General features: G+C 45.1%; 27 protein-coding genes and 1 other RNA gene. 20 read left to right on the top strand and 8 right to left on the bottom strand.

The genetic code is table 11. From position 1 onward, the window contains the following. Window positions 1-91 precede the first annotated feature (91 nt). From MKX80_RS09605 to MKX80_RS09615, 3 genes are all read left to right on the top strand, one after another. Window positions 92-676, top strand: a complete 585-nt coding sequence (locus MKX80_RS09605; RefSeq protein ID WP_182070655.1) for a TetR/AcrR family transcriptional regulator — start codon at window positions 92-94, stop codon at window positions 674-676. 87 nt (window positions 677-763) lie between these two features. Beyond that, entirely contained in the window at window positions 764-1,180 is a 417-nt protein-coding gene (locus MKX80_RS09610) for a nuclear transport factor 2 family protein (protein WP_234113036.1), read from the top strand. Between the two features lie 17 nt (window positions 1,181-1,197). Beyond that, the gene (locus tag MKX80_RS09615; protein WP_154998751.1) at window positions 1,198-2,049 is read left to right on the top strand and encodes an NAD(P)H-binding protein; all 852 of its coding nucleotides are present in this window, start codon (window positions 1,198-1,200) and stop codon (window positions 2,047-2,049) included. A 54-nt stretch (window positions 2,050-2,103) separates the two neighbouring features. Here MKX80_RS09615 and MKX80_RS09620 read toward each other — a convergent pair whose 3' ends face one another. After that, a complete protein-coding gene (locus MKX80_RS09620) occupies window positions 2,104-2,412 on the bottom strand; it encodes a hypothetical protein (protein WP_154998753.1) in 309 nt (102 codons plus the stop codon). A 163-nt stretch (window positions 2,413-2,575) separates the two neighbouring features. Between MKX80_RS09620 and MKX80_RS09625 the strand changes: the two genes are divergently transcribed. Further along, window positions 2,576-3,031 (top strand): OsmC family protein, encoded by a 456-nt coding sequence (locus MKX80_RS09625; protein WP_076791302.1) that lies wholly within the window; start codon window positions 2,576-2,578, stop codon window positions 3,029-3,031. On the opposite strand, the gene MKX80_RS09630 is transcribed toward MKX80_RS09625, so the two are convergent. The 3 genes from MKX80_RS09630 to MKX80_RS09640 form a co-directional block, all read right to left on the bottom strand. After that, complete coding sequence (locus MKX80_RS09630) at window positions 3,028-3,387, bottom strand: multidrug efflux SMR transporter (RefSeq protein WP_154998755.1); 360 nt, start codon at window positions 3,385-3,387, stop codon at window positions 3,028-3,030. The two genes, MKX80_RS09625 and MKX80_RS09630, sit on opposite strands and share 4 nt — an antisense overlap. 13 nt (window positions 3,388-3,400) lie before the next feature. Beyond that, the gene (locus tag MKX80_RS09635; RefSeq protein ID WP_234113200.1) at window positions 3,401-3,787 is read right to left on the bottom strand and encodes a multidrug efflux SMR transporter; all 387 of its coding nucleotides are present in this window, start codon (window positions 3,785-3,787) and stop codon (window positions 3,401-3,403) included. 359 nt (window positions 3,788-4,146) lie between these two features. Next, window positions 4,147-4,359 carry a hypothetical protein gene (locus tag MKX80_RS09640; protein ID WP_339228421.1) on the bottom strand — a complete coding sequence of 71 codons (213 nt, stop codon included), beginning with the start codon at window positions 4,357-4,359 and terminating at the stop codon, window positions 4,147-4,149. 124 nt (window positions 4,360-4,483) lie between these two features. Here MKX80_RS09640 and MKX80_RS09645 point away from each other — a divergent pair, with 124 nt between their 5' ends. From MKX80_RS09645 to MKX80_RS09680, 8 genes are all read left to right on the top strand, one after another. Next, window positions 4,484-4,885 carry a YmaF family protein gene (locus tag MKX80_RS09645; RefSeq protein WP_154998759.1) on the top strand — a complete coding sequence of 134 codons (402 nt, stop codon included), beginning with the start codon at window positions 4,484-4,486 and terminating at the stop codon, window positions 4,883-4,885. A 101-nt stretch (window positions 4,886-4,986) separates the two neighbouring features. Then, complete coding sequence (gene miaA, locus MKX80_RS09650; protein ID WP_268343305.1) at window positions 4,987-5,931, top strand: tRNA (adenosine(37)-N6)-dimethylallyltransferase MiaA; 945 nt, start codon at window positions 4,987-4,989, stop codon at window positions 5,929-5,931. 41 nt (window positions 5,932-5,972) lie between these two features. Then, window positions 5,973-6,194 carry an RNA chaperone Hfq gene (gene hfq, locus MKX80_RS09655; protein WP_003182047.1) on the top strand — a complete coding sequence of 74 codons (222 nt, stop codon included), beginning with the start codon at window positions 5,973-5,975 and terminating at the stop codon, window positions 6,192-6,194. A 312-nt stretch (window positions 6,195-6,506) separates the two neighbouring features. Next, complete coding sequence (locus MKX80_RS09660) at window positions 6,507-6,719, top strand: hypothetical protein (protein WP_003182049.1); 213 nt, start codon at window positions 6,507-6,509, stop codon at window positions 6,717-6,719. A gap of 249 nt (window positions 6,720-6,968) precedes the next feature. Further along, window positions 6,969-7,364: a class Ib ribonucleoside-diphosphate reductase assembly flavoprotein NrdI gene (nrdI, locus tag MKX80_RS09665; RefSeq protein WP_154998850.1), complete on the top strand. Its 396-nt coding sequence runs from the start codon at window positions 6,969-6,971 to the stop codon at window positions 7,362-7,364. Further along, window positions 7,321-9,423, top strand: coding sequence for a class 1b ribonucleoside-diphosphate reductase subunit alpha (gene nrdE, locus MKX80_RS09670; RefSeq protein WP_154998763.1), 2,103 nt, complete (start codon window positions 7,321-7,323; stop codon window positions 9,421-9,423). The genes nrdI and nrdE overlap by 44 nt, the downstream gene beginning before the upstream one ends. Window positions 9,424-9,443: 20 nt before the next feature. Continuing rightward, window positions 9,444-10,421, top strand: coding sequence for a class 1b ribonucleoside-diphosphate reductase subunit beta (gene nrdF, locus MKX80_RS09675; RefSeq protein WP_154998852.1), 978 nt, complete (start codon window positions 9,444-9,446; stop codon window positions 10,419-10,421). 113 nt (window positions 10,422-10,534) lie between these two features. Next, on the top strand, window positions 10,535-11,152 hold the full coding sequence (locus MKX80_RS09680; protein WP_154998765.1) for a hypothetical protein: 618 nt from the start codon (window positions 10,535-10,537) through the stop codon (window positions 11,150-11,152). Window positions 11,153-11,170: 18 nt separating this feature from the next. Here MKX80_RS09680 and MKX80_RS09685 read toward each other — a convergent pair whose 3' ends face one another. Next, entirely contained in the window at window positions 11,171-11,971 is an 801-nt protein-coding gene (locus MKX80_RS09685; RefSeq protein ID WP_268314467.1) for an MBL fold metallo-hydrolase, read from the bottom strand. Between the two features lie 170 nt (window positions 11,972-12,141). On the opposite strand from MKX80_RS09685, the gene sufU reads away from it, so the two are divergent. From sufU to MKX80_RS09705, 4 genes are all read left to right on the top strand, one after another. After that, window positions 12,142-12,573, top strand: a complete 432-nt coding sequence (sufU, locus tag MKX80_RS09690) for a Fe-S cluster assembly sulfur transfer protein SufU (RefSeq protein WP_268343440.1) — start codon at window positions 12,142-12,144, stop codon at window positions 12,571-12,573. A gap of 80 nt (window positions 12,574-12,653) precedes the next feature. Next, on the top strand, window positions 12,654-13,121 hold the full coding sequence (locus MKX80_RS09695) for a Fur family transcriptional regulator (RefSeq protein ID WP_182070650.1): 468 nt from the start codon (window positions 12,654-12,656) through the stop codon (window positions 13,119-13,121). A gap of 112 nt (window positions 13,122-13,233) precedes the next feature. Continuing rightward, window positions 13,234-13,899, top strand: coding sequence for a GntR family transcriptional regulator (locus tag MKX80_RS09700; protein ID WP_182070649.1), 666 nt, complete (start codon window positions 13,234-13,236; stop codon window positions 13,897-13,899). A gap of 7 nt (window positions 13,900-13,906) precedes the next feature. Next, the gene (locus MKX80_RS09705) at window positions 13,907-14,875 is read left to right on the top strand and encodes a multidrug resistance efflux transporter family protein (protein WP_154998771.1); all 969 of its coding nucleotides are present in this window, start codon (window positions 13,907-13,909) and stop codon (window positions 14,873-14,875) included. Window positions 14,876-14,929: 54 nt separating this feature from the next. On the opposite strand, the gene MKX80_RS09710 is transcribed toward MKX80_RS09705, so the two are convergent. Continuing rightward, a complete protein-coding gene (locus MKX80_RS09710; RefSeq protein WP_268310872.1) occupies window positions 14,930-15,691 on the bottom strand; it encodes an N-acetylmuramoyl-L-alanine amidase in 762 nt (253 codons plus the stop codon). A gap of 158 nt (window positions 15,692-15,849) precedes the next feature. Between MKX80_RS09710 and ssrS the strand changes: the two genes are divergently transcribed. Continuing rightward, window positions 15,850-16,033, top strand: a non-coding RNA gene (gene ssrS / locus MKX80_RS09715) — 6S RNA. Window positions 16,034-16,204: 171 nt separating this feature from the next. Here ssrS and MKX80_RS09720 read toward each other — a convergent pair. Continuing rightward, complete coding sequence (locus tag MKX80_RS09720; RefSeq protein WP_154998775.1) at window positions 16,205-16,690, bottom strand: DMT family transporter; 486 nt, start codon at window positions 16,688-16,690, stop codon at window positions 16,205-16,207. Window positions 16,691-16,711: 21 nt separating this feature from the next. Beyond that, window positions 16,712-17,164 (bottom strand): DMT family transporter, encoded by a 453-nt coding sequence (locus MKX80_RS09725; protein ID WP_154998777.1) that lies wholly within the window; start codon window positions 17,162-17,164, stop codon window positions 16,712-16,714. Between the two features lie 460 nt (window positions 17,165-17,624). Between MKX80_RS09725 and MKX80_RS09730 the strand changes: the two genes are divergently transcribed. From MKX80_RS09730 to MKX80_RS09740, 3 genes are all read left to right on the top strand, one after another. Then, window positions 17,625-17,828, top strand: a complete 204-nt coding sequence (locus MKX80_RS09730; RefSeq protein ID WP_154998779.1) for a hypothetical protein — start codon at window positions 17,625-17,627, stop codon at window positions 17,826-17,828. 217 nt (window positions 17,829-18,045) lie between these two features. Continuing rightward, window positions 18,046-18,669: a TetR/AcrR family transcriptional regulator gene (locus tag MKX80_RS09735; protein ID WP_154998781.1), complete on the top strand. Its 624-nt coding sequence runs from the start codon at window positions 18,046-18,048 to the stop codon at window positions 18,667-18,669. A 2-nt stretch (window positions 18,670-18,671) separates the two neighbouring features. Beyond that, the gene (locus MKX80_RS09740; protein WP_154998783.1) at window positions 18,672-19,058 is read left to right on the top strand and encodes an OsmC family protein; all 387 of its coding nucleotides are present in this window, start codon (window positions 18,672-18,674) and stop codon (window positions 19,056-19,058) included. Window position 19,059: the final 1 nt, after the last annotated feature.

The following is a 19,059-nucleotide window of genomic DNA, read 5'->3' on the forward strand; positions in this document are numbered from 1 at the left end:
AGTCGGAATGGTGAATCGATCCGTGAAGCGGATAATTCTTGACTGATCAGTCTAGAAAGTGTATTCTTTAAATAAAGGAGGTGAAAGGGGCTTGGGAAGAAGCAAAGAATTTGATACCGCCCTCGTCCTTCATAAAGCAATGGAGGTTTTTGGCCAATTCGGCTATGAGGGGGCATCGATGCAGGAGCTGCTCAGCCGCCTGGGAATTGCCAGGCAAAGTCTGTACAATACATTCGGCACGAAACGGGATCTGTTTATAGCCGCCCTTACAAGATATCTTGATGATAAAAACGCTCAAGTGATCGCCATGCTTGAAAGCCCCGGATCAGTGAAGCAATCGGTTCGGCAGATCTTTCAGGAAAGCTTAAACGCTCTGAAAGACCCCGAACGTTCAAAGGCATGCTATATCATCAACAGCGCAATTGAACAAATTCCCCGCGATCCAGAGGTTGCCGAATACTTTGATAAGCAGACAAAGCAGCTGGAAACCGCCTTTTATAAAGCGCTTGTCCGGGCCGAGTCACAGGGAGAACTAAAAAAGGGCAGCCAGGACCTTTCAGCAGTTGCCCGTTTTTTAAATCAAACCCGGCTGTCGCTCACGTTTCAGGCGAAGTTAACGGGGGACTTTGACGCCCTTCAGGATTTGATCGATGTCAGCCTGTCTGTTCTTGATTGATATATTGTTCGTCATGGGAAGATGGGCTACTGCCCGTTTTTATCACTATTTTAGACCAATTGGTCAAAAAAGGATGTGGAAAAGAAAATGACGCGTACGATAACCGATGTGATGGAACAATTTTTACAGTCGATGCTCGAAAAGGATATGGAGAAGTGGATACAGCTTTGGGATCAAGATGCGGTGTTTGAGCATCCATATGCACCGCCCGGTTTTCCTAAAAAAATAGAAGGAAAGTCCGCGATTTACGATTATATAAAGGATTTTCCCGAAAAGATCGATATTGTCCGCTTTACAGCGCCCACTATTCATCAAACGGCAAAATCGGGCTATTCGGCTGTCGAATTTGAATGTGAAGGCACGGTGTGTGAGACGGGGCTTCCTTATAATCAACAGTACATCAGCCTTGTAAACATGAAAGAGGGCAAAATTGTCCACTACAAAGATTATTGGAATCCTTTGATTGTCATCGAATCGTTCGGGGGACGGCTGCAAAATTTTTAATGATCTAACAAGGAGTGATGAAAGTGGAAAAAAAAATATTGATTACCGGCGGAACCGGTACGACAGGAAGCCGAATCGCTAAACGGCTCGTACGTTCGGGTGCCGGCGTCCGGATCGCAAGCCGGAGAATACCTGCAATTGCCGGAGCAGAACATGTATATTTTGACTGGAATGATCAAAAAACTTACAGAGACGCATTAAAAAACACGGACTCATTGTATTTGGTTGCGCCTGTCGGTGTATACGAACCGTCGCCGATCGTTGTGCCGTTTTTGGAAATGGCAGCGGCATTCGGCGTCCGCCGCATTGTCCTGCTCAGCGCTGCAATTATTGATGAAGACGGACCTGTATTCGGGAAGCTTCATCACGCGGTCAGACAATATGTTCCTGAATGGGCGGTGCTAAAGCCTTCATATTTCATGCAAAATTTTGACGGTCAGCATGGCGCTTCGATTCGGGAGAAAAATGAAATCGTCACAGCGTCAGGCGGCGGCAAAGTCGGGTTCATAGATGCAGACGATATTGCTGAAGTAGCTGTGCGCGCATTGCTTGATCAAAAGCCGCATAATACGAGCCATATCTTGACCGGGCCGGAAGCCTTGAGTTATGCCGAAGCAGCGGCAATCATCGGCAGAGCGGCAGGCCGCGACATCAGGCATGTCAATGTTGAAGTGTCCGCTTTGAGGGAAAGGTATATAAAAGCAGGATTATCTCCCGATTATGCCGGCTTCATGTCGGAGTTAGACGAGAAAATCAAGAATGGCAAAGAAAACCGCATCACGGATACAGTGGAACGCATCACAGGGAAAAAGCCGCGTTCACTGGCTGATTTTGCTAATGAACACGCCGGACGCTGGCGTCTGCTTTAACTCGTTCCTGAGGCTGAACGGTCTTTTATCTTTATTTTTGACCGTTCAGTCCAATTAATAAAATGTTTCGTTGATTTCCCATGACTCAACTGTACAGTAGGCCAAGTGAGGGTTCATACCCATGCCCATTAAATAAGCCATTGCCGCTACTTCTTCCATGGCATGGTGATAGGAAGTGGCTTGCGCTTCATTTAAACCGTAATGAACAAAGGGAGCAACTGTGCACAACGTCTTATGTTTCAAGTGTGGAAACAACGGACATTTGATGTGGTGCACGGCGGCTTCGGCGTGCTGATACTGGGGGATATGCATATGCTGTTCGGGCACTGCCGCCTGCTGTAAATGTTGTTCTACATTATCCATTTTTTTCGTCCTTTCTTGCGCGGATTTTCGTTGTATTCTATGTTCCGCTTATGCCCTGTGTGTTAGACAGCTGTCATGGTTTACCGGTTTTTTAGGCAAATCAAAAGACAGAAAGGTCAAATACCGGTAGACTATAAAGCAGATAAAAAAGGAGGTATTTTTTATGGCTAAACATCATTTTTACCTTCAGGCAGACTGGCCTGGAAAACGGAACGATATCGGAAGGATTGAAAGCGGGAATTTAAAAACCGAAATTTCGATACCAAAGGAAATGGACGGCCCGGGAGCGGGGACAAACCCTGACGAAATGCTGCTCGGTGCTGCTGCGACATGCTATATCATTACGCTTGCAGCCATGATGGAAAGAAGCGGATTGGAAAAAGAGAGCCTGACGATGGAATCCGAGGCCGTAGTCGATGTGACAGGAGGGGTGTTTACGTACGAAAAAATCATTCACAGACCTTTGATCCGCCTTCCGAAAGAAGCGGCGGAAAAAGAGGTCGAACTTGCCGAAAGACTGGCTGAAAAAGCGGAGACATCCTGCATGATATCAAGGGCGGTTCAGGGTAACGTCGCCATTGAATTAGAGGCGAAGATTGTCGTCTCCAAAGCGGATTAGATTTCGATCGTGAGCTGAGCCTTTTGATCTGCCGCTTCAGTATGCTTTGAATTGAGCAAAAAGACGCCGCCGATGATCAATACAAGCCCAATAAGGGTTTTGAGATTGAATGGCTCCTGAAATATAAAATACCCGATCGCAGCTGTCAAAGCCGTCCCGGTGCCGGCCCAAGTCGCATATGCCGCAGATAAAGGCAGTGTTTTTAATGAAAAGCTCAGAAACGTAAAAGAAGCCGCAAAACCGATCATGACGCCGGCTGCTGGCAGGGGGGCGCTAAAGCCTTCTGACAGCTTCAGCATCGTGCTTCCGAATACTTCGGACAAAATGGCAGCCGCCAAAAAGAACATGCCTTTCATGAGATTCTCCTCCTTATGACAAATTGATCAGTACAACGCCTGACACGAGACAGATAATGCCGGCGATATTTCGCCGGTTCAGCTTTTCTTGAAACCACAAGACGCCGATGATTGCAGTGAGAACGGTGCCCGCTCCGCTCCAAGTCGCATAGGAGAGGCTTAATGGGATGACCTGCAATGTGAGCGACATCATGTAAAATGCGAGACCATAGCCGATCACTACGAGAACCGACGGCTGCCAGCGCGCGAACCCGTCAGATATTTTCAGCATGGCGGCTGCCGCTGCTTCTGACAAGATGGCGATCAGAAGAAAAATGTAGCCTGCAATCATACGAAATCCTCCTCTATCGATTTTATTGCATGATTCAAAAGGATAAGCAAGCAGTTCCAATTGAAACATTCCCGAAAACAAGATGACCCCGCATACGAGTTTGACCATATACCAAGGCCGAGGTTCCACTTCGCCAGCACCCTCATCGCAGAATTCATGCTGCGGTTTAAGAAGTGCTGCCGCAGCATAAGTGCTTGTACAAAGTTAGTTTCATTCGAATATCATAAAACGCAGCCTATAAACGATTTTAAAGTGTTAAAGCCTTTAAATTCCGCAATCATCATGAGGCCGCTTCAAAGATTTCCTCTTTTTTAGACATAAAAAAACCCGCTTTACTAACCGGTTAGTAAAATCCATCTTAATTGATGCAAAAGTTCTAAGTCAAGAAAAAAGTTATGTAAAAAGGCCCCTGGAAGAGCCTTTATCTGTCAGTAATAACGATAGTAAGGATACGGATATCCCCAAGGGCCGAGAAGCGCTCCGGCAGTAAGGCCGCCCAAAAATCCTCCAAAGAAGGGACCCGGACCGAAAAACGGACGCGGGCCGAAAAACGGGCGCCCAAAAGGTCCGCCAAAGAAAGGCCTGCCGATGATTCGCTGGTTGTCGTCGTAATAGACAGGAGCATGGTCGAAATGATTCATAAAAAAATCCCTCCAATAATAAAATGAAACCTGACTAACATCACTGTATTCTGCCCAGCGGTTTTTGCTTGGGCGCCCGCCGGATTTTTTAGTGAAGCCGCCCTCAAAAAGGAGTGAACGAAACATGACGCTGTATCAGTCGGATTGGTCAAAGTCGCCGGCCCATGCCCACGCCTACAGGGCGAAAACATCGATTGCCGACGGCCATTACCACCTAATTGAAGGTTTTTCCCAGCCGGCAAACGGAAGCAATACAGATGGGCACGTACATTTTTATTCCGGAATTACTTCTTTTGATGATGGTCATTACCATAGGTATTACGCGATTACAGGGCCCGCGATTCCGCGAGCGGACGGCACGCACTACCATGAAATCGGGGGCACGACCTATCTGGCATATTCTACGGCTCCCCCGATCAGATATGGAGGAGTTGTGTATTTAACCGATGGAATGAAGGAGAGGCATCGGCATCATTTTAAGGGTTACACAAGAGAAATCGTGGGAAATGAGCCGATAGGCTGGTGAGGGAATGTTTGGAAAACAGTGAAAACGGGTAAAATGAAATGGGTGTTTTTGAACGTGAAATGGTATAATGGGAGGAGCTTGTTTAAAGAGAGTGATCAGCAGTGAATAAAACGAAACCGCCGGTCATCGTTTTGATCGGACCGACCGCTGTCGGTAAAACAAAATTAAGCGTCATGCTGGCCGAGCATTTGAACGCGGAAATTATCAGCGGAGATTCGATGCAGATTTACAAAAGAATGGATATCGGCACAGCAAAAATCAGAGAAGAGGAAATGAACGGGGTTCCGCATCACCTGATCGATATTAAAGAACCGACGGAATCTTTCTCGGTTGCTGAATATCAGGAGATCGTCAGACAAAAAATCGCAGCGATCGCCAGGCGGGGGAAGCTTCCGATGATTGTCGGGGGAACCGGGCTCTATATCCAGTCTGTCCTTTACGACTATTCATTCACAGAGGAAGCAGGCGACCCTGAGTTTCGGGCGGAGATGGAGGCGCTCTCTGCCAAGAGGGGGGCCGAATATGTTCACGGTCTTTTGAAAGAGCGCGATCCCGAAGCGGCAAAAGCCATTCATCCAAACAATAAACGAAGGGTCATCAGGGCGCTTGAAATCCTGCATACGACAGGAAAAACGATGTCCGAACATATGGAAGGACAGCGGAAAGAGCTTTTATACACCACGGCTCTCATCGGTTTGACGATGGAGCGGGAAGTGCTGTATGACAGGATCAACTGCCGCGTTGACCAGATGATGGATGAAGGGCTGCTGGATGAAGTGAAACAGCTTTATGATGAAAACGTAAGAAACTGCCAGTCTGTTCAAGCCATCGGTTACAAAGAGCTTTATGCGCATCTTGAAGGCAGAGCGTCTTTGGAAGAGGCGGTTGAGACGCTGAAGCGGAATTCGAGACGCTATGCCAAAAGGCAGCTGACATGGTTCAGAAATCAAATGGATGTCGCCTGGTTTGACATGACGCCCCCTGTCAATATCGAGCAGAAAAAACAGGAAATTTTCACTTACATAGCAGGAAAGCTCGAACTTTAATCGAAACAATATGATATAGAGAAACAAGGAGGACCAGAATCATGAAATCGATAAATATTCAAGATCAGTTTTTGAATCAGATTCGGAAAGAAAATACATTTGTCACGGTCTTTTTACTGAATGGATTTCAGCTGCGCGGACAGGTAAAAGGATTTGACAACTTTACAGTGTTGATTGAATCGGAAGGAAAGCAGCAGCTTATATACAAACACGCCATTTCCACGTTTGCACCGCAAAAAAACGTTCAGCTCGAACTCGAATAGCGATTCGCGGACTAAAAGACCATGCCTTGCATGGTTTTTTCTGATTGCCTGACAAAATCCTGAAACAGGTTACTGTTTTGGGATTTTGTCTTTTCATGGTGACATTACAATCATCTGCGGCCGTTGCCGGTCCTAGAGAGTTAAGGAATAAAAGGAACGGCGGCTCACTGCTCAGACATCCTGTCTAAAACGCCGCCGTCATCACGTCCTGTGCAAGCCCGAGGCATTCAAATTTACAAAGCGGCATCTAATCGCTAAACTAAGTAGTGTTTACATCAATTCAGTTTGAAAATGAAAAGGAATGAGCGAACAATGAAACCTAAGATCGTCATCAACCATTGGGAAGAGACGTGTGAAGATGATTCCTGCTATGAATACGGCACAAGTATTCTCGTAAACGGAAAAGAACTTGTCAGGGAAGCGTCGATCATGACGGCTGTCCAGTCGGTTCTCAAGGAACTCGGCATCGAAGCCGATATTAAAGAGGTATGCGAGAACAAGTGCTGTGACGCTTACAAAAAATAAGCGAAAAAGTCTAGTCTACTAACTCAATTTTTTTCGTGTTATGATAGATTTCGGTTTGTGAGTAGGATGAGCGAACGGCTCTCATTCTACTCATATTTCTTTGGCCTTAGGCCTCCTAAGCTGAAGCGAATTGTGAACTTTCATCAACTCGAGCACAATATATTGTGTTTTCTTGAATGATAGTATACTATATATTGTGTAAGGTTCGAGTGGAAGACTCGGAAACAATTTTACTAGGTCGTGATAATGATGATTCAGATCGTATTTGATTCAAAAACGGGAAACGTTCAGCGCTTTGTGGATAAGACGCCTTTTCGCAATAAACGGAAAGTCAACACAGAGGAGTATCTAGATGAACCGTTTGTTTTGATCACGTACACGACAGGGTTTGGGGAAGTTCCGAAAACGACTGAGATGTTTCTTGAGAAAAACGCCCATCTTCTTTTGGGAGTTGCGGCAAGCGGAAACAGAGTGTGGGGAGATAATTTTGCGAAAAGCGCAGAAAAAATCTCGAAGCAATATCAGGTTCCGATTCTCGGCAAATTTGAGCTCAGCGGGACGGCCAAAGACGTTGAACTGTTTACTCAGGAGGTAGAAAGAATTGTCACAAAATCAAGTGCCAAAATGGATCCAGTTAAACAATGAGATCATGATCCAAAAAGACGGGAAATTCCAGTTTGATAAAGATAAAGAAGCTGTACATAGTTATTTTGTAGACTATATCAACCAAAATACGGTATTTTTCCATGATCTGAAAGAGAAAATCGATTACTTAATCAAGAATGACTACTATGAAGAAGAGTTTTTAAGCCGCTACACGTTCGAAGAAATCAAGGAAGTGTTCAAAGAGGCTTACGCCAAAAAATTCAGATTCCCGTCCTTTATGAGCGCTTTTAAGTTTTACAATGACTATGCGCTGAAGACAAACGACAAGAAAAAAATTCTTGAACGCTATGAAGACAGAATCTCTATCGTAGCTTTATTTTTTGCAAACGGGGATAAGGAGAAGGCGAAAGAATTCGTCAGAATGATGATCAACCAGGAGTATCAGCCAAGCACGCCGACGTTCTTAAATGCCGGCCGCAAACGCCGCGGAGAGCTGGTCAGCTGTTTCCTCTTGGAAGTCAATGATTCCTTGAACGACATTTCGAGAGCGATTGATATTTCGATGCAGCTGTCAAAGCTCGGCGGAGGCGTATCTTTAAACCTTTCAAAACTGCGTGCGAAAGGCGAAGCAATCAAAGACGTCGAAAACGCGACAAAAGGTGTCGTCGGCGTAATGAAGCTTCTTGACAACGCATTCCGCTACGCTGATCAGATGGGACAAAGACAAGGCTCAGGCGCTGCGTACTTAAACATTTTCCACCGCGACATTAACGATTTCCTCGATACGAAGAAGATTTCGGCTGACGAGGATGTCCGGGTGAAAACATTGTCCATCGGGGTTGTGATTCCAGATAAATTTATCGAGCTTGCAAGAGAGGATAAAGCGGCATACGTATTTTATCCGCACACCGTTTATAAAGCGTACGGCGAACACCTCGATGAAATGGACATGAACGAGATGTACGACCGGCTTGTGGAAGATCCGCGCGTCAAAAAAGAAAAAGTCCACCCGCGCAAGATGCTCGAAAAGCTTGCGATGTTAAGATCGGAATCCGGGTATCCGTACATTATGTTCCAGGACAATGTCAACAACGCGCATGCGAACAATCATATTTCCAAGGTTAAATTTTCCAACCTTTGCTCGGAGGTTCTTCAGGCTTCACAAGTTTCTTCATACACAGACTACGGTCAAGAAGATGAGATCGGCCTTGATATCTCCTGCAACCTTGGTTCATTGAACATTTTGAACGTCATGAAAAACAAATCGCTTGAGCAGACGGTTAAGCTTGCAACCGATTCGCTGACGCACGTTTCTGAAACGACAAACATTACAAACGCACCGGCGGTCAAAAAAGCGAACAAAGCGATGAAATCCATCGGTCTCGGAGCGATGAACCTGCACGGATTCTTGGCACAGAACAATATCGCCTATGAAAGTGAGGAAGCGAGGGACTTCGCGAACACTTTCTTTATGATGATGAACTTCTACTCGATTGAACGGTCTGCCGAGATCGCCAAAGAAAAAGGTGAGACGTATCATAACTATGAAGGTTCGGCTTATGCAACAGGCGAATACTTCGAAAAGTATGTCACACAAGATTTCTCGCCTAAATTCGAAAAAGTGGCCAAGCTTTTTGAAGGCATGCACATTCCGACAAAAGAAGACTGGGAGCAGCTGAAACAGTTTGTCAAAGAACACGGATTGTACCACAGCTACAGACTGTGCATCGCACCGACCGGGTCCATTTCATATGTGCAGTCAAGCACAGCATCAGTCATGCCGATCATGGAGCGGATTGAAGAAAGAACATACGGCAACTCCAAGACGTACTATCCAATGCCTGGACTTGCGCCGAGCAACTGGTTCTACTATAAAGAAGCGTATGATATGGACATGTTCAGGGTTGTCGACATGATCTCGACGATTCAGCAGCACGTTGACCAAGGCATAAGCTTTACATTGTTCCTGAAAGATACAATGACGACACGCGATCTGAACCGGATCGATCTTTATGCCCACCATAAAGGAATCAAAACACTTTACTATGCAAGAACGAAGGATACAGGGCAAGAAGGCTGCCTTTCTTGTGTCGTTTGATTAAAGGAGAGTATGCGAAAGTGACGAAAATATATGATGCAGCAAACTGGTCAAAGCATGAAGATGATTTTACCCAAATGTTTTACAACCAAAATGTGAAGCAGTTTTGGCTTCCGGAAGAGATTGCGCTTAATGGAGATCTTCTGACATGGAAGTACTTGGGTAAAAATGAACAGGACACATACATGAAGGTGCTCGCAGGGCTGACGCTTCTTGACACAGAGCAGGGGAACACGGGAATGCCCCTTGTTGCTGAGCATGTGGAAGGGCATCAGCGCAAAGCGGTGCTGAATTTCATGGCGATGATGGAAAACGCGGTCCACGCCAAGTCCTATTCAAACATTTTCATGACGCTTGCCCCGACAGAGACGATCAACGAAGTCTTTGAATGGGTCAAACAAAACAAATACCTGCAGAAAAAAGCTCAGATCATTGTCGGGCTCTATGAAAAAATCCGCCAGGGCGATAAGATTTCGCTGTTTAAAGCGATGGTCGCATCCGTTTATTTAGAAAGCTTCCTGTTCTACAGCGGCTTCTACTACCCGCTTTATTTTTACGGACAAGGCAAGCTGATGCAAAGCGGCGAAATCATCAACCTGATCTTGCGGGATGAAGCGATTCACGGCGTCTATGTCGGCCTGCTCGCTCAGGAGATTTACAATCAGCAGACAGCGGAGAAAAAAGAAGAGCTGTATGCGTTTTCCATTGATCTGTTGAAAGAGCTTTATGAAAATGAGCTTGAATATACAGAAGACCTGTACGATCAGGTCGGCCTTTCACACGACGTGAAGAAGTTCATCCGCTACAATGCCAACAAAGCGCTGATGAACCTTGGCTTTGAAGCTTATTTTGAAGAAGAAGAGATCAATCCGATCGTGTTGAACGGGTTGAATACGAAAACGAAGTCACACGACTTCTTCTCAATGAAAGGGAACGGCTACAAAAAAGCAACAGTTGAACCGTTAAAAGACGACGACTTTTACTTTGACGATAAGTAAGCCGGGCTAAAAGGGCGCACCCGCGCCCTAGCCCCGCCTTTCATTTATAGATACACGGCAAAATGAGAGCAGAACGAATCTGCTCTTTTCACTTTGAGGAGGAAACGGATACGATGGGAAAAATGGACGAAATGATTCTCGTGGTCCCGCGGGAAAACGTATTTGCAAATGAAACGCTGACTTTCCAAGGCGTCAACAGCGACGGCGAGACGATCGGGGAGATCATGGCGCATATTGAACGCCACTTCAGTGAAATGAGAAGGGGAGACGCCGAGGAAGATCCTGCATTTAAACAGCCGATCCCTTATGTTGTCATCAAAAGAGAAGACGAAATATTTGTATATGAGCGGCTCGAAGGCGGAGGGGAAGCGCGGCTTCACAACAAGCTGTCACTCGGATTCGGCGGACACATGAACTTTGCCGAAGGGCTTGACTTTTCCGATATTCTGAAGTTGAATACAGACCGCGAACTTGATGAAGAGCTTCTAATCGAGGAGTCAGATAAAGAAAAAATGGTGACGCTCGGACTGATTAATGATGATGAAAACAGCGTCGGAAAAGTACATATCGGAATCCTTTCAGCGCTTGAATTAAAACCGGGCGCACACGTTGAAGTGAAAGAAAAGGAGCAGATTGCCGGCCGTTGGATGAAAGCCAGTGATCTGAAAGAAAAAAGCGTCTATGACAGGCTTGAATCTTGGTCACAGTTTGTCGTTGATATCTTAGTTTAAATTGGAAAACTCGCTGATTCAGCGAGTTTTCTTTTCGTATTGAACCGGTTTCCATTGAAAAAGTAAGCCCTCCTTTTCGATCAACCCGAAGCCGGGATATGGGAAATGACAGCCGTGGAGCAGGACCCGTCCATTATAAGCCTGCCGGGCCAGGAGTCTCCTTGTCTTTTCTCCCTCGATAGGATCATGCTCAAGCGAAACCCGCAGCTTCGGATTGGAAATGCTTTCCGGAATATGAAATACATCATTGATGATCTGACAGACGCCGTCTTTTGTCTGCAATTCAATCGTCAGGTGTCCAGGTGTATGTCCGGGCGTATGGATCAGCTTCAGTCCGGGAAGCAGTTCGGTGTCTTCGGTCAGTAGCTTCAGTAGCGGCCGGACAGCGGAGAGAATGTGAAACTGTGGAGAAGCCGGTGTTTGTTTTGCGTACAGCCATTCTGCTTCACTGATCAGATGAACAGCGTTTGGAAAAGCGTGCTCCCCGTTTTTCAGAAGACCTCCCGTATGATCTAAATGACTGTGTGACAAAATGACATAGTCTATCGAATCAGGCTTGATTCCCGCCTGCTTCAGGTAATGAATCAAGTGCCCGCTTTTTTGTCCGCCTGTTTCGCCAAATCCCGTATCAATCAGTATCCGTTTGCCGCTTGTCTCCAGACAGACAAAGTTCAGCGCTACTTCAAATTCTTCAGGATAACGTTCTGTTTCCTGAGGGGCTCCTCCCGCCAAAAAGAAATCCCTTGAAACTCGAAATGCTCCATCAGATAAAATTGTCATTTGAAAAGAATCGAGCTGCATGCGGTATGGCTCCTTCATGATAAATCCTTCCCCCTTGTGTTTGACCGAGCTGCCTTTTCATTTGCGATGAGATTCTTGATCGGTTATGATTAAATCGTAATAATTACGATTTAATAACGGAAGTATAACTGAATCCGTTTATTCTTTCAACCAAAATAAACGGTTCAAAAGGAAAGGAGCATGATTTCATGCCGAAACTGGAAGAGCTGTATCGGTCCGTCATTATGGATCATGCAAGATACAGACGAAATTTTCGAAAAATCGATAAACGCGATGCGTATTACGTCCATTATAAAAATCCAACATGCGGTGATGTGATGACTTTGTTTATCGACATTAAAGATGAAAAGATCGAAGACGCAGCTTTTATCGGAGATGGATGCAGCATCAGCATGGCTTCCTCATCAATCATGACTGAACTGATAAAAGGAAAGACGTTAAAAGAAGCCGGACTCATGCGGGAGGCGATGGAAGATATGATCAGAAAAGGAGAAGAACCGGCAGATGATCTGCTGGGAGATGCCGTTTCCCTGATGGGTGTCGATCCATTGCGAGCCCGTCATAACTGTGCCCTTATGCCGTGGCAGGCCTTCGATCGGATCAAAGAGAACGTTCATTAAATGAACAACGCATCATAAAGCAATCCGATTCTAAGGCTGCTGAGCAAAGATATCAAAAGATTCAAAGGAAAAAAGGGGGCATGGAAAAGGAAACGAAGGTAAAGCAGGAAGCGATGGCGCAGCTTAAACGGAAAGGCATTCGAATGACGCCGCAGCGGCTGGTCATCTACCATTGTTTTTTAGCAAACAGGAACCATCCCACAATAGCCGAAATCCAACAATCATTAAGGGAAGTCTATCCTGCTGTCAGTACAGCGACGATATACAACACCATCCGTTTTTTAAAACAAGAGGGCCTTATAAAAGAAATGGGGTTTACAGATCCGCTTCGCTTTGATCGGGCTGTCGAGGAACATGATCATGTCATATGTGAAGTATGCGGAAAGATCGTCGATTTTCATTGTCCGCAACTTGATAAAGTGAAAGACATTGCGGCGCGGATGACCGGATTTAAAGTGACACATCACCGATTGGAGCTGTACGGCATCTGCAAAGATTGCCAGGAGAAAAGAAAATACGCCGCTAAAGAGAAAGAGGTTAAAGGATGACAAAATCCTAAAACGATAAGCCGTTTTGGGATTTTGTCAACAATCTGAGAGGTTAGTAAAATCTAACCTCTTTTTAGTTGTGCATAAAACCAAAATCCGATATATTGGTTTTATGATGAAAAATAACATTAAACGAATCAAACGAATTTCGCTTCGGGAAGAAGTGTATCAAACACTGAAGCGCGCCATTGTACATTTAGAACTAAAGCCGGAGGAGCGCCTGCATGATCAGGAGCTTGCAGAGCAGTTTGGCATCAGCCGCACACCTGTCAGGGAGGCGCTCAAACGACTGGAAGATGAAGGCCTTGTTGAAGCTGTTCCGGGATCGGCAACACGTGTCGCACCGTTAAATCGCGAGGAGGCTGAACACGCTTTTACAGTCACTGCGGCACTGCATGCGCTGGCTGTCAAGCTGTCGTTTCCTTTTTTAACGGATTCCGACTTTGATCAACTGGAGGCGCATAACAAAACGTTGCAGCAAGCGATTCAAAAAGAAGACATTATCGAAGCAATCGAATCGGATGCTGCTTTTCATGACGTGTTTTTACAAGCATCAAAAAACCCGGAAATTCCCCGGGCATTGGAGAGAATTTCTTCAAAAATTTACCGTCTTGAAATGTCGCAGTTTTCCTCGATCGGCAGCTTGAAGTCTGTCGAACTGCATAAGTGTATCATCGATGCCTGCAGACAGGGGGATCGGGATGCGGCCATCAGGCTTGCCGAGGAAAACTGGCTCAGTCTCGGAGACCGGTTGGCCGGACATCAGGAAAAGGAGTGAGGGGATTGTGAGGCCGATTATACTGGGCGTTTTTGCAGCCTTCTTTTTTGCTTTTACATTCGTTTTAAACAGGGCGATGGAGCTTGAAGGGGGAAGCTGGATCTGGAGCGCTTCGCTAAGATTTATCTTCATGGCGCCTCTTTTATTTGTCATCGTTTGGCTGAGGGGGAATGTAAAAGAGCTTTTTCAGGAAATCAAAAAAGCGCCGGGCATATGGCTGAGATGGAGCATCATCGGCTTCGGCCTTTTTTATGCGCCGCTCTGTTTTGCTGCGGCTTACGGGCCGGGCTGGCTGATCGCAGGAACATGGCAAATCACGATCATTTCCGGTTCCCTTTTGGCGCCGCTTTTTTACGAAACCATTCAAACAAAAACAGGTCCGGTACAGATGAGAGGCAAAATTCCATATAAGGGGCTGACGATGTCGTTTATCATTTTAATCGGGGTGGCGTTGATGCAAGCTGAGCATGCTGCACAGCTTTCTTTGCACGAGATGCTGCTGTGCATCGTGCCGGTTATTTTGGCTTCATTTGCATATCCGCTTGGGAACAGAAAAATGATGGAAGCTTGCGCCGGGCGCCTTGATGCTTATCAGCGGGTATTGGGGATGACGTTGGCAAGCCTTCCGTTTTGGCTGATCCTCTCGCTGTACGGGCTGGCATCGGCAGGTGCGCCCAGCCGGGGACAAGTCATTCAGTCAGGATTGGTGGCTGTCTTTTCCGGAATATGTGCAACTGTGCTGTTCTTTGCCGCTACCGATCTTGTAAAAGGGGATATGCGCAAATTAGCGGCTGTCGAGGCCACACAATCGTTTGAAGTGCTGTTTGCGGCTGCTGGTGAAATTTTGTTTCTTTCAAGTCCGCTTCCAGGTGCCATCTCTTGGAGCGGCATGGCTTTTGTCATTATCGGAATGGTGTTGAACAGCCATGCATCGAATCAAAAGCCGGCGGTTCAAAGTAAAGCTGCAAAAGCATAAAAAAAGCCTGCGATCTATACGAGACAGATCGCGGGCTTTTCATGATGGTTGTCCCTATTTCTGGTAAATGAAAGCGTCAAATCCGGCGTTTTTGGCTTGCTGAACGAGCGCTTCGGCATTTTCTTTCGAAGAAAAGGCGCCAATTTGTACTTTATAAAGGCTGTCCCTGTAAATCACAATGGCATCAAACCCTTTCGCTTCCGCTTGAGCGGCAAGCGAATCGGCGTTGGCTTTGTTCCTGAAAGCACCGATCTGCACTTTATAGAGAGCTGCGGATTTTTTTGAAAGGTTAAATGCCCTTGCGAGTCCGTTGGCGTGGCCTCTGGCAATGGATTGAATAAACGTGGATGACTTCAGTTTCTCGGCGTCGCTTGTATTGTCTACAAAGCCATTTTCCGTAAGCAGTGCGGGCATGACCGTTTCTCTTAACACGTGAAAATTGGCCGTTTTCTTGCCGCGATCCCTGAAATCGACAACTTTTAAAATCTCTTCATGCATGAGATCCCGATAGGTGGTGGTAGGTGCGCCGACGCCGGGATAAATATAATCCTCGAAACCTGTCCCGCCCCCGGCATTGATGTGAATCGATAGAAAGTAGTCTGCTCCCCAGCTGTTCGCGGAGTTCGTGCGTTGCGTCAGACTGACGGTTTGGTCGCTTGTCCTGCTCAGCTGGACTGAAACATTTTGATATTCATTCAGCAGAATGTTTCTTAAAGCCAAGGCGATTTGCAATGTTAACTGTTTTTCTTGCAAACCATTGGCTGAAGCGCCTGGATCAGTCCCGCCATGGCCGGGATCGATAAAAATTTTTACCACAAGACATCACCTCAATAGACAGTCTATGAACAGATGTACGGGAAGGGTTGTACGATTGCCATCGGATTGCAGAATTTTGTAAATATTCAGCTTATTATAGAACGTATCATTCTCTTCAGGCAAGGGGTTGCATGATTAATGTTTTTATCATATAATAAATTACGCTGCATTGTACGTAATGATAATTAAGTTTTAACCTTTAAGCTGTAATAGGGAGTTTTATATCGGAACCGGAATGTCATGCCTTCCTCGAAAGGACGACAGGAACGTTTCTGCAGACACCCACTTTGAGGAGTGTGGTTTAAAACTTTCTTACTTGCATACGGCAATTGCAGCACTTAAGTCATTTTAACAAAATGGCTTTTTTTATTTGTGAAAAAATAGTTTACTATAAAAAATATTATGTAAACTAAATGGCTGAGAAATTTGAAATAAAGGGCGGACACCGCCCTTTTATTCATTTTAAAGCGAATACGTGAATTCCAGCCGGCAGAAGGTGCAAAAGGACTGGCATCAAAAATGCTGAATGATCATAATTCCCGTGATCATCAGGACAATTCCCAGAAGGCGCTGCACGTTCAAGCGGTGTTTGGGGATTCCGAACCATCCAAAATGATCGATGATGAGGGCGATGATCATTTGGCCGCTTAAAGCCAAAACAACAGTAAGAGATGCTCCGACAATCGGCAAAAGCAAAATATTGGACGTAATAAAGATGACGCCAAGTATTCCGCCTGTCCAAAGCCACCAAGGGCTGCCTGTGACAAAGGTTTTTGCTGTTTGTAAATTGTTTATATGAAATAACCGCCGATGTTCAATGATCGTTGTGAGAAAAAGAAGAACGATCATTCCCACCAAAAACGAAATCAGAGAAGCGATTAAAGGTGATTGGAGAGCATTTCTCAGCTCTGAATTGATGGATGTTTGAATCGGGGATGCCATTCCGGCAAAAAGCCCGAGCATCATGTAAAGAAAAACGTACATAGATCTGTTTTTCATCGGTGATGAACTCCCTTGCTATTAATATTTTTTGATGATGAAAACCCCGGAGATGATGAACAGAATGCCGATGACTCTAGGAAAGTTTAATTCATGAACAGGAACATGAAACCATCCGAAGTGATCGATTGCCAAAGCCATTATCATCTGCCCAAGCAGAGTGACGACAACCGTCAGTGCTGATCCAAGACGCGGAAGCAACAAAATATTTGATGTTAAATAAAAAACGCCTAAACATCCGCCCCCCACGAGGATCCACCATGGGATGGAAGGAAAAAGTCCGATGATAGACAAAAAATGGCGCTCTGTCACGAAGGCAACAATGAGCAGGATAAGCGTCCCGACAAAAAAAGAAATGGCCGCCGCCCCGTAAGGAGACCCGATTTTCATGCCTAGCCGTGAATTAATTGAGGTTTGAACGGGAATCGCCATTCCGGCCAAAATGCCGGCTATCAGTATTAAAATGATCATCATTTCTAAAAACTCCTTTTTGCGGTGATTGGAACGATTATTTCAAATCTGCGGAAAGTCTTGCTGTTTTGAAGGACTCCTTGTATTTTGGCGAAAAGGAGTTCATGATGCAAGTGCTGATTGATGAAAAGAATTCAAAATTTGCAGCTTTATATCTATATCATGTTTTTCTTTTGTGAAAATAATGTTCCAAGAAGATTTTGAGATTCAACAAGGTTATATAGCGATAAAAAAATCAAAGAGGACTCCGGCTGAATTCTCTTTGGTTTTTTCAAGGTTTCTCATGAATTCCAGTCCGGTTCCTCGTGTTCAAAGCCGTAAAATCTCTCCATAAAAAGTAGGTTGAAATCCCGCCAAGATTCCGGTCATCCAAATCGAATACACAAATTTTTAAGAAAGAAGAATTGTTAAACTGAAAAAAGTCCTATACACTACAAGTAATATTTTGTTAGGGGGTGGGAATGTGTTCAACGAAAGAGAGGCGCTCCGATTAAGACTGGAACAACTGAACAATGCCGAGATTCAAGCCATACGCGAACTCCAAAATGAGCGGAAAGACATTTATTCCAGACTGCGGGAATTAGATCGTCAAAAAGTTTCATCATCACATCATAAAAAAACTTTATTACAATTAGTCGATGAAACTGCAAATCTCTTGAAAAAATAAACCGAAAGCCGTTTGATCCAGTGGCCGTGAGGGGGATTAAAGAAGTAAATAGAGGTTTTGCTTTGCTCATATTTTGTAATTGCGCGAAAAATGGAAAGGTTAGCAACTTGACTAGAAAAAGAACATTGTATAAGATTATTCTTACAAATCCAATAGGAATTACAGCCCTAAAACTGACTGACTTGTCAATCAAGATTCAGGGTGAGGAGGGAAATGCTTGGGAAATACGGACACAAGAGAGGAATTGCTACATATCGCGCTTGAGATTTTTGCTACGAAAGGATATCACGCGACAAAAATTTCAGACATCGTAAAACAGGCTGGCGTTGCACAGGGAACCTTTTACTGGCACTTCAAAAGCAAAGAAGAAATCGCCAAGGAAATCATAGACAGAGGAAAAGAAAACCTTCTTGCAGCTATTCATCAAGGCTACAGGCAAACGTTTGCTCTTACTGATGATATGATCCAATCCACGACAGCACTTATGAAAAGAATTTTTACATTTGCACAGGAGAATAGAAACTTAATGACATTTTTATTAGTCAAGGGACAAGGCGCCGATCCGGAAATTAGGGAGGCAATTGAAGAGGCGCTGATCAGTGTTGAACAGGCATTTAAAAAGAACATCCAAAGGGCTACAGAGCTTGGAATGCTAAATTCCTCCCATAACACTGACCTGCAGGCCACCATGTTAACTAGTCTTGTGTTTGGCACACTATCAAAATGGCTGTTTGGGCCAAAGCATGATCTGAATTATGTTCCTAAGTTTTCGGTTGATGAAATGACTGAAGAATTGGTTCATTTTGAATTTTTCGGGCTGATTGGCCAAAGGAGGAATTAAATTTGACTATTATTCAAAAATCAAATGGAGAGTTTGGGATTTTTCATGAAGCCGGTATGCAGGCGAAGGGGTCTTTCACTCCGAATTCAGACGGACTGTCGCCGATAGAGCTGTTGGAAGCTTCATTAGGTATGTGTATCACCATATCTCTGCAAAAGATGTTTGAAAGGGATGGGATAGAAGTGCAGGAGGATGAGTTTTCAGTTTCTGTTTCCGCCGCTAAAGCACCTGAAGGCCCGTCCCGGGTTGAGAAATGTACGGTTAGCGTCAAATTGCCTGAGCATCTTCCGACCGATTATAAAAAGAAATTAATCACCTCTGCTGAAAGGGCATGTACAATCGGCAATACGTTAAAACGAGGGGTAACGATTGATATGAATATGGTGTAAC

Source organism: Bacillus sp. FSL K6-0972, assembly GCF_037976035.1.
GTDB lineage: Bacteria > Bacillota > Bacilli > Bacillales > Bacillaceae > Bacillus > Bacillus haynesii.

What these genes read in the sequence shown, in the direction of transcription:
- MKX80_RS09685 (WP_268314467.1), bottom strand. Translation starts at nt 11,971, where the DNA reads ATGAAGGAGCCATACCGCATGCAGCTCGATTCTTTTCAAATGACAATT.
- nrdI (WP_154998850.1), top strand. Translation starts at nt 6,969, where the DNA reads ATGATTCAGATCGTATTTGATTCAAAAACGGGAAACGTTCAGCGCTTT.
- MKX80_RS09700 (WP_182070649.1), top strand. Translation starts at nt 13,234, where the DNA reads ATGATGAAAAATAACATTAAACGAATCAAACGAATTTCGCTTCGGGAA.
- hfq (WP_003182047.1), top strand. Translation starts at nt 5,973, where the DNA reads ATGAAATCGATAAATATTCAAGATCAGTTTTTGAATCAGATTCGGAAA.
- MKX80_RS09720 (WP_154998775.1), bottom strand. Translation starts at nt 16,690, where the DNA reads ATGAAAAACAGATCTATGTACGTTTTTCTTTACATGATGCTCGGGCTT.
- MKX80_RS09660 (WP_003182049.1), top strand. Translation starts at nt 6,507, where the DNA reads ATGAAACCTAAGATCGTCATCAACCATTGGGAAGAGACGTGTGAAGAT.
- MKX80_RS09680 (WP_154998765.1), top strand. Translation starts at nt 10,535, where the DNA reads ATGGGAAAAATGGACGAAATGATTCTCGTGGTCCCGCGGGAAAACGTA.
- MKX80_RS09695 (WP_182070650.1), top strand. Translation starts at nt 12,654, where the DNA reads ATGGAAAAGGAAACGAAGGTAAAGCAGGAAGCGATGGCGCAGCTTAAA.
- MKX80_RS09630 (WP_154998755.1), bottom strand. Translation starts at nt 3,387, where the DNA reads ATGAAAGGCATGTTCTTTTTGGCGGCTGCCATTTTGTCCGAAGTATTC.
- MKX80_RS09645 (WP_154998759.1), top strand. Translation starts at nt 4,484, where the DNA reads ATGACGCTGTATCAGTCGGATTGGTCAAAGTCGCCGGCCCATGCCCAC.
- MKX80_RS09625 (WP_076791302.1), top strand. Translation starts at nt 2,576, where the DNA reads ATGGCTAAACATCATTTTTACCTTCAGGCAGACTGGCCTGGAAAACGG.
- MKX80_RS09725 (WP_154998777.1), bottom strand. Translation starts at nt 17,164, where the DNA reads ATGATGATCATTTTAATACTGATAGCCGGCATTTTGGCCGGAATGGCG.
- MKX80_RS09640 (WP_339228421.1), bottom strand. Translation starts at nt 4,359, where the DNA reads ATGAATCATTTCGACCATGCTCCTGTCTATTACGACGACAACCAGCGA.
- MKX80_RS09615 (WP_154998751.1), top strand. Translation starts at nt 1,198, where the DNA reads ATGAAAGTGGAAAAAAAAATATTGATTACCGGCGGAACCGGTACGACA.
- sufU (WP_268343440.1), top strand. Translation starts at nt 12,142, where the DNA reads ATGCCGAAACTGGAAGAGCTGTATCGGTCCGTCATTATGGATCATGCA.
- MKX80_RS09635 (WP_234113200.1), bottom strand. Translation starts at nt 3,787, where the DNA reads ATGTTTCAATTGGAACTGCTTGCTTATCCTTTTGAATCATGCAATAAA.
- MKX80_RS09620 (WP_154998753.1), bottom strand. Translation starts at nt 2,412, where the DNA reads ATGGATAATGTAGAACAACATTTACAGCAGGCGGCAGTGCCCGAACAG.
- MKX80_RS09610 (WP_234113036.1), top strand. Translation starts at nt 764, where the DNA reads ATGACGCGTACGATAACCGATGTGATGGAACAATTTTTACAGTCGATG.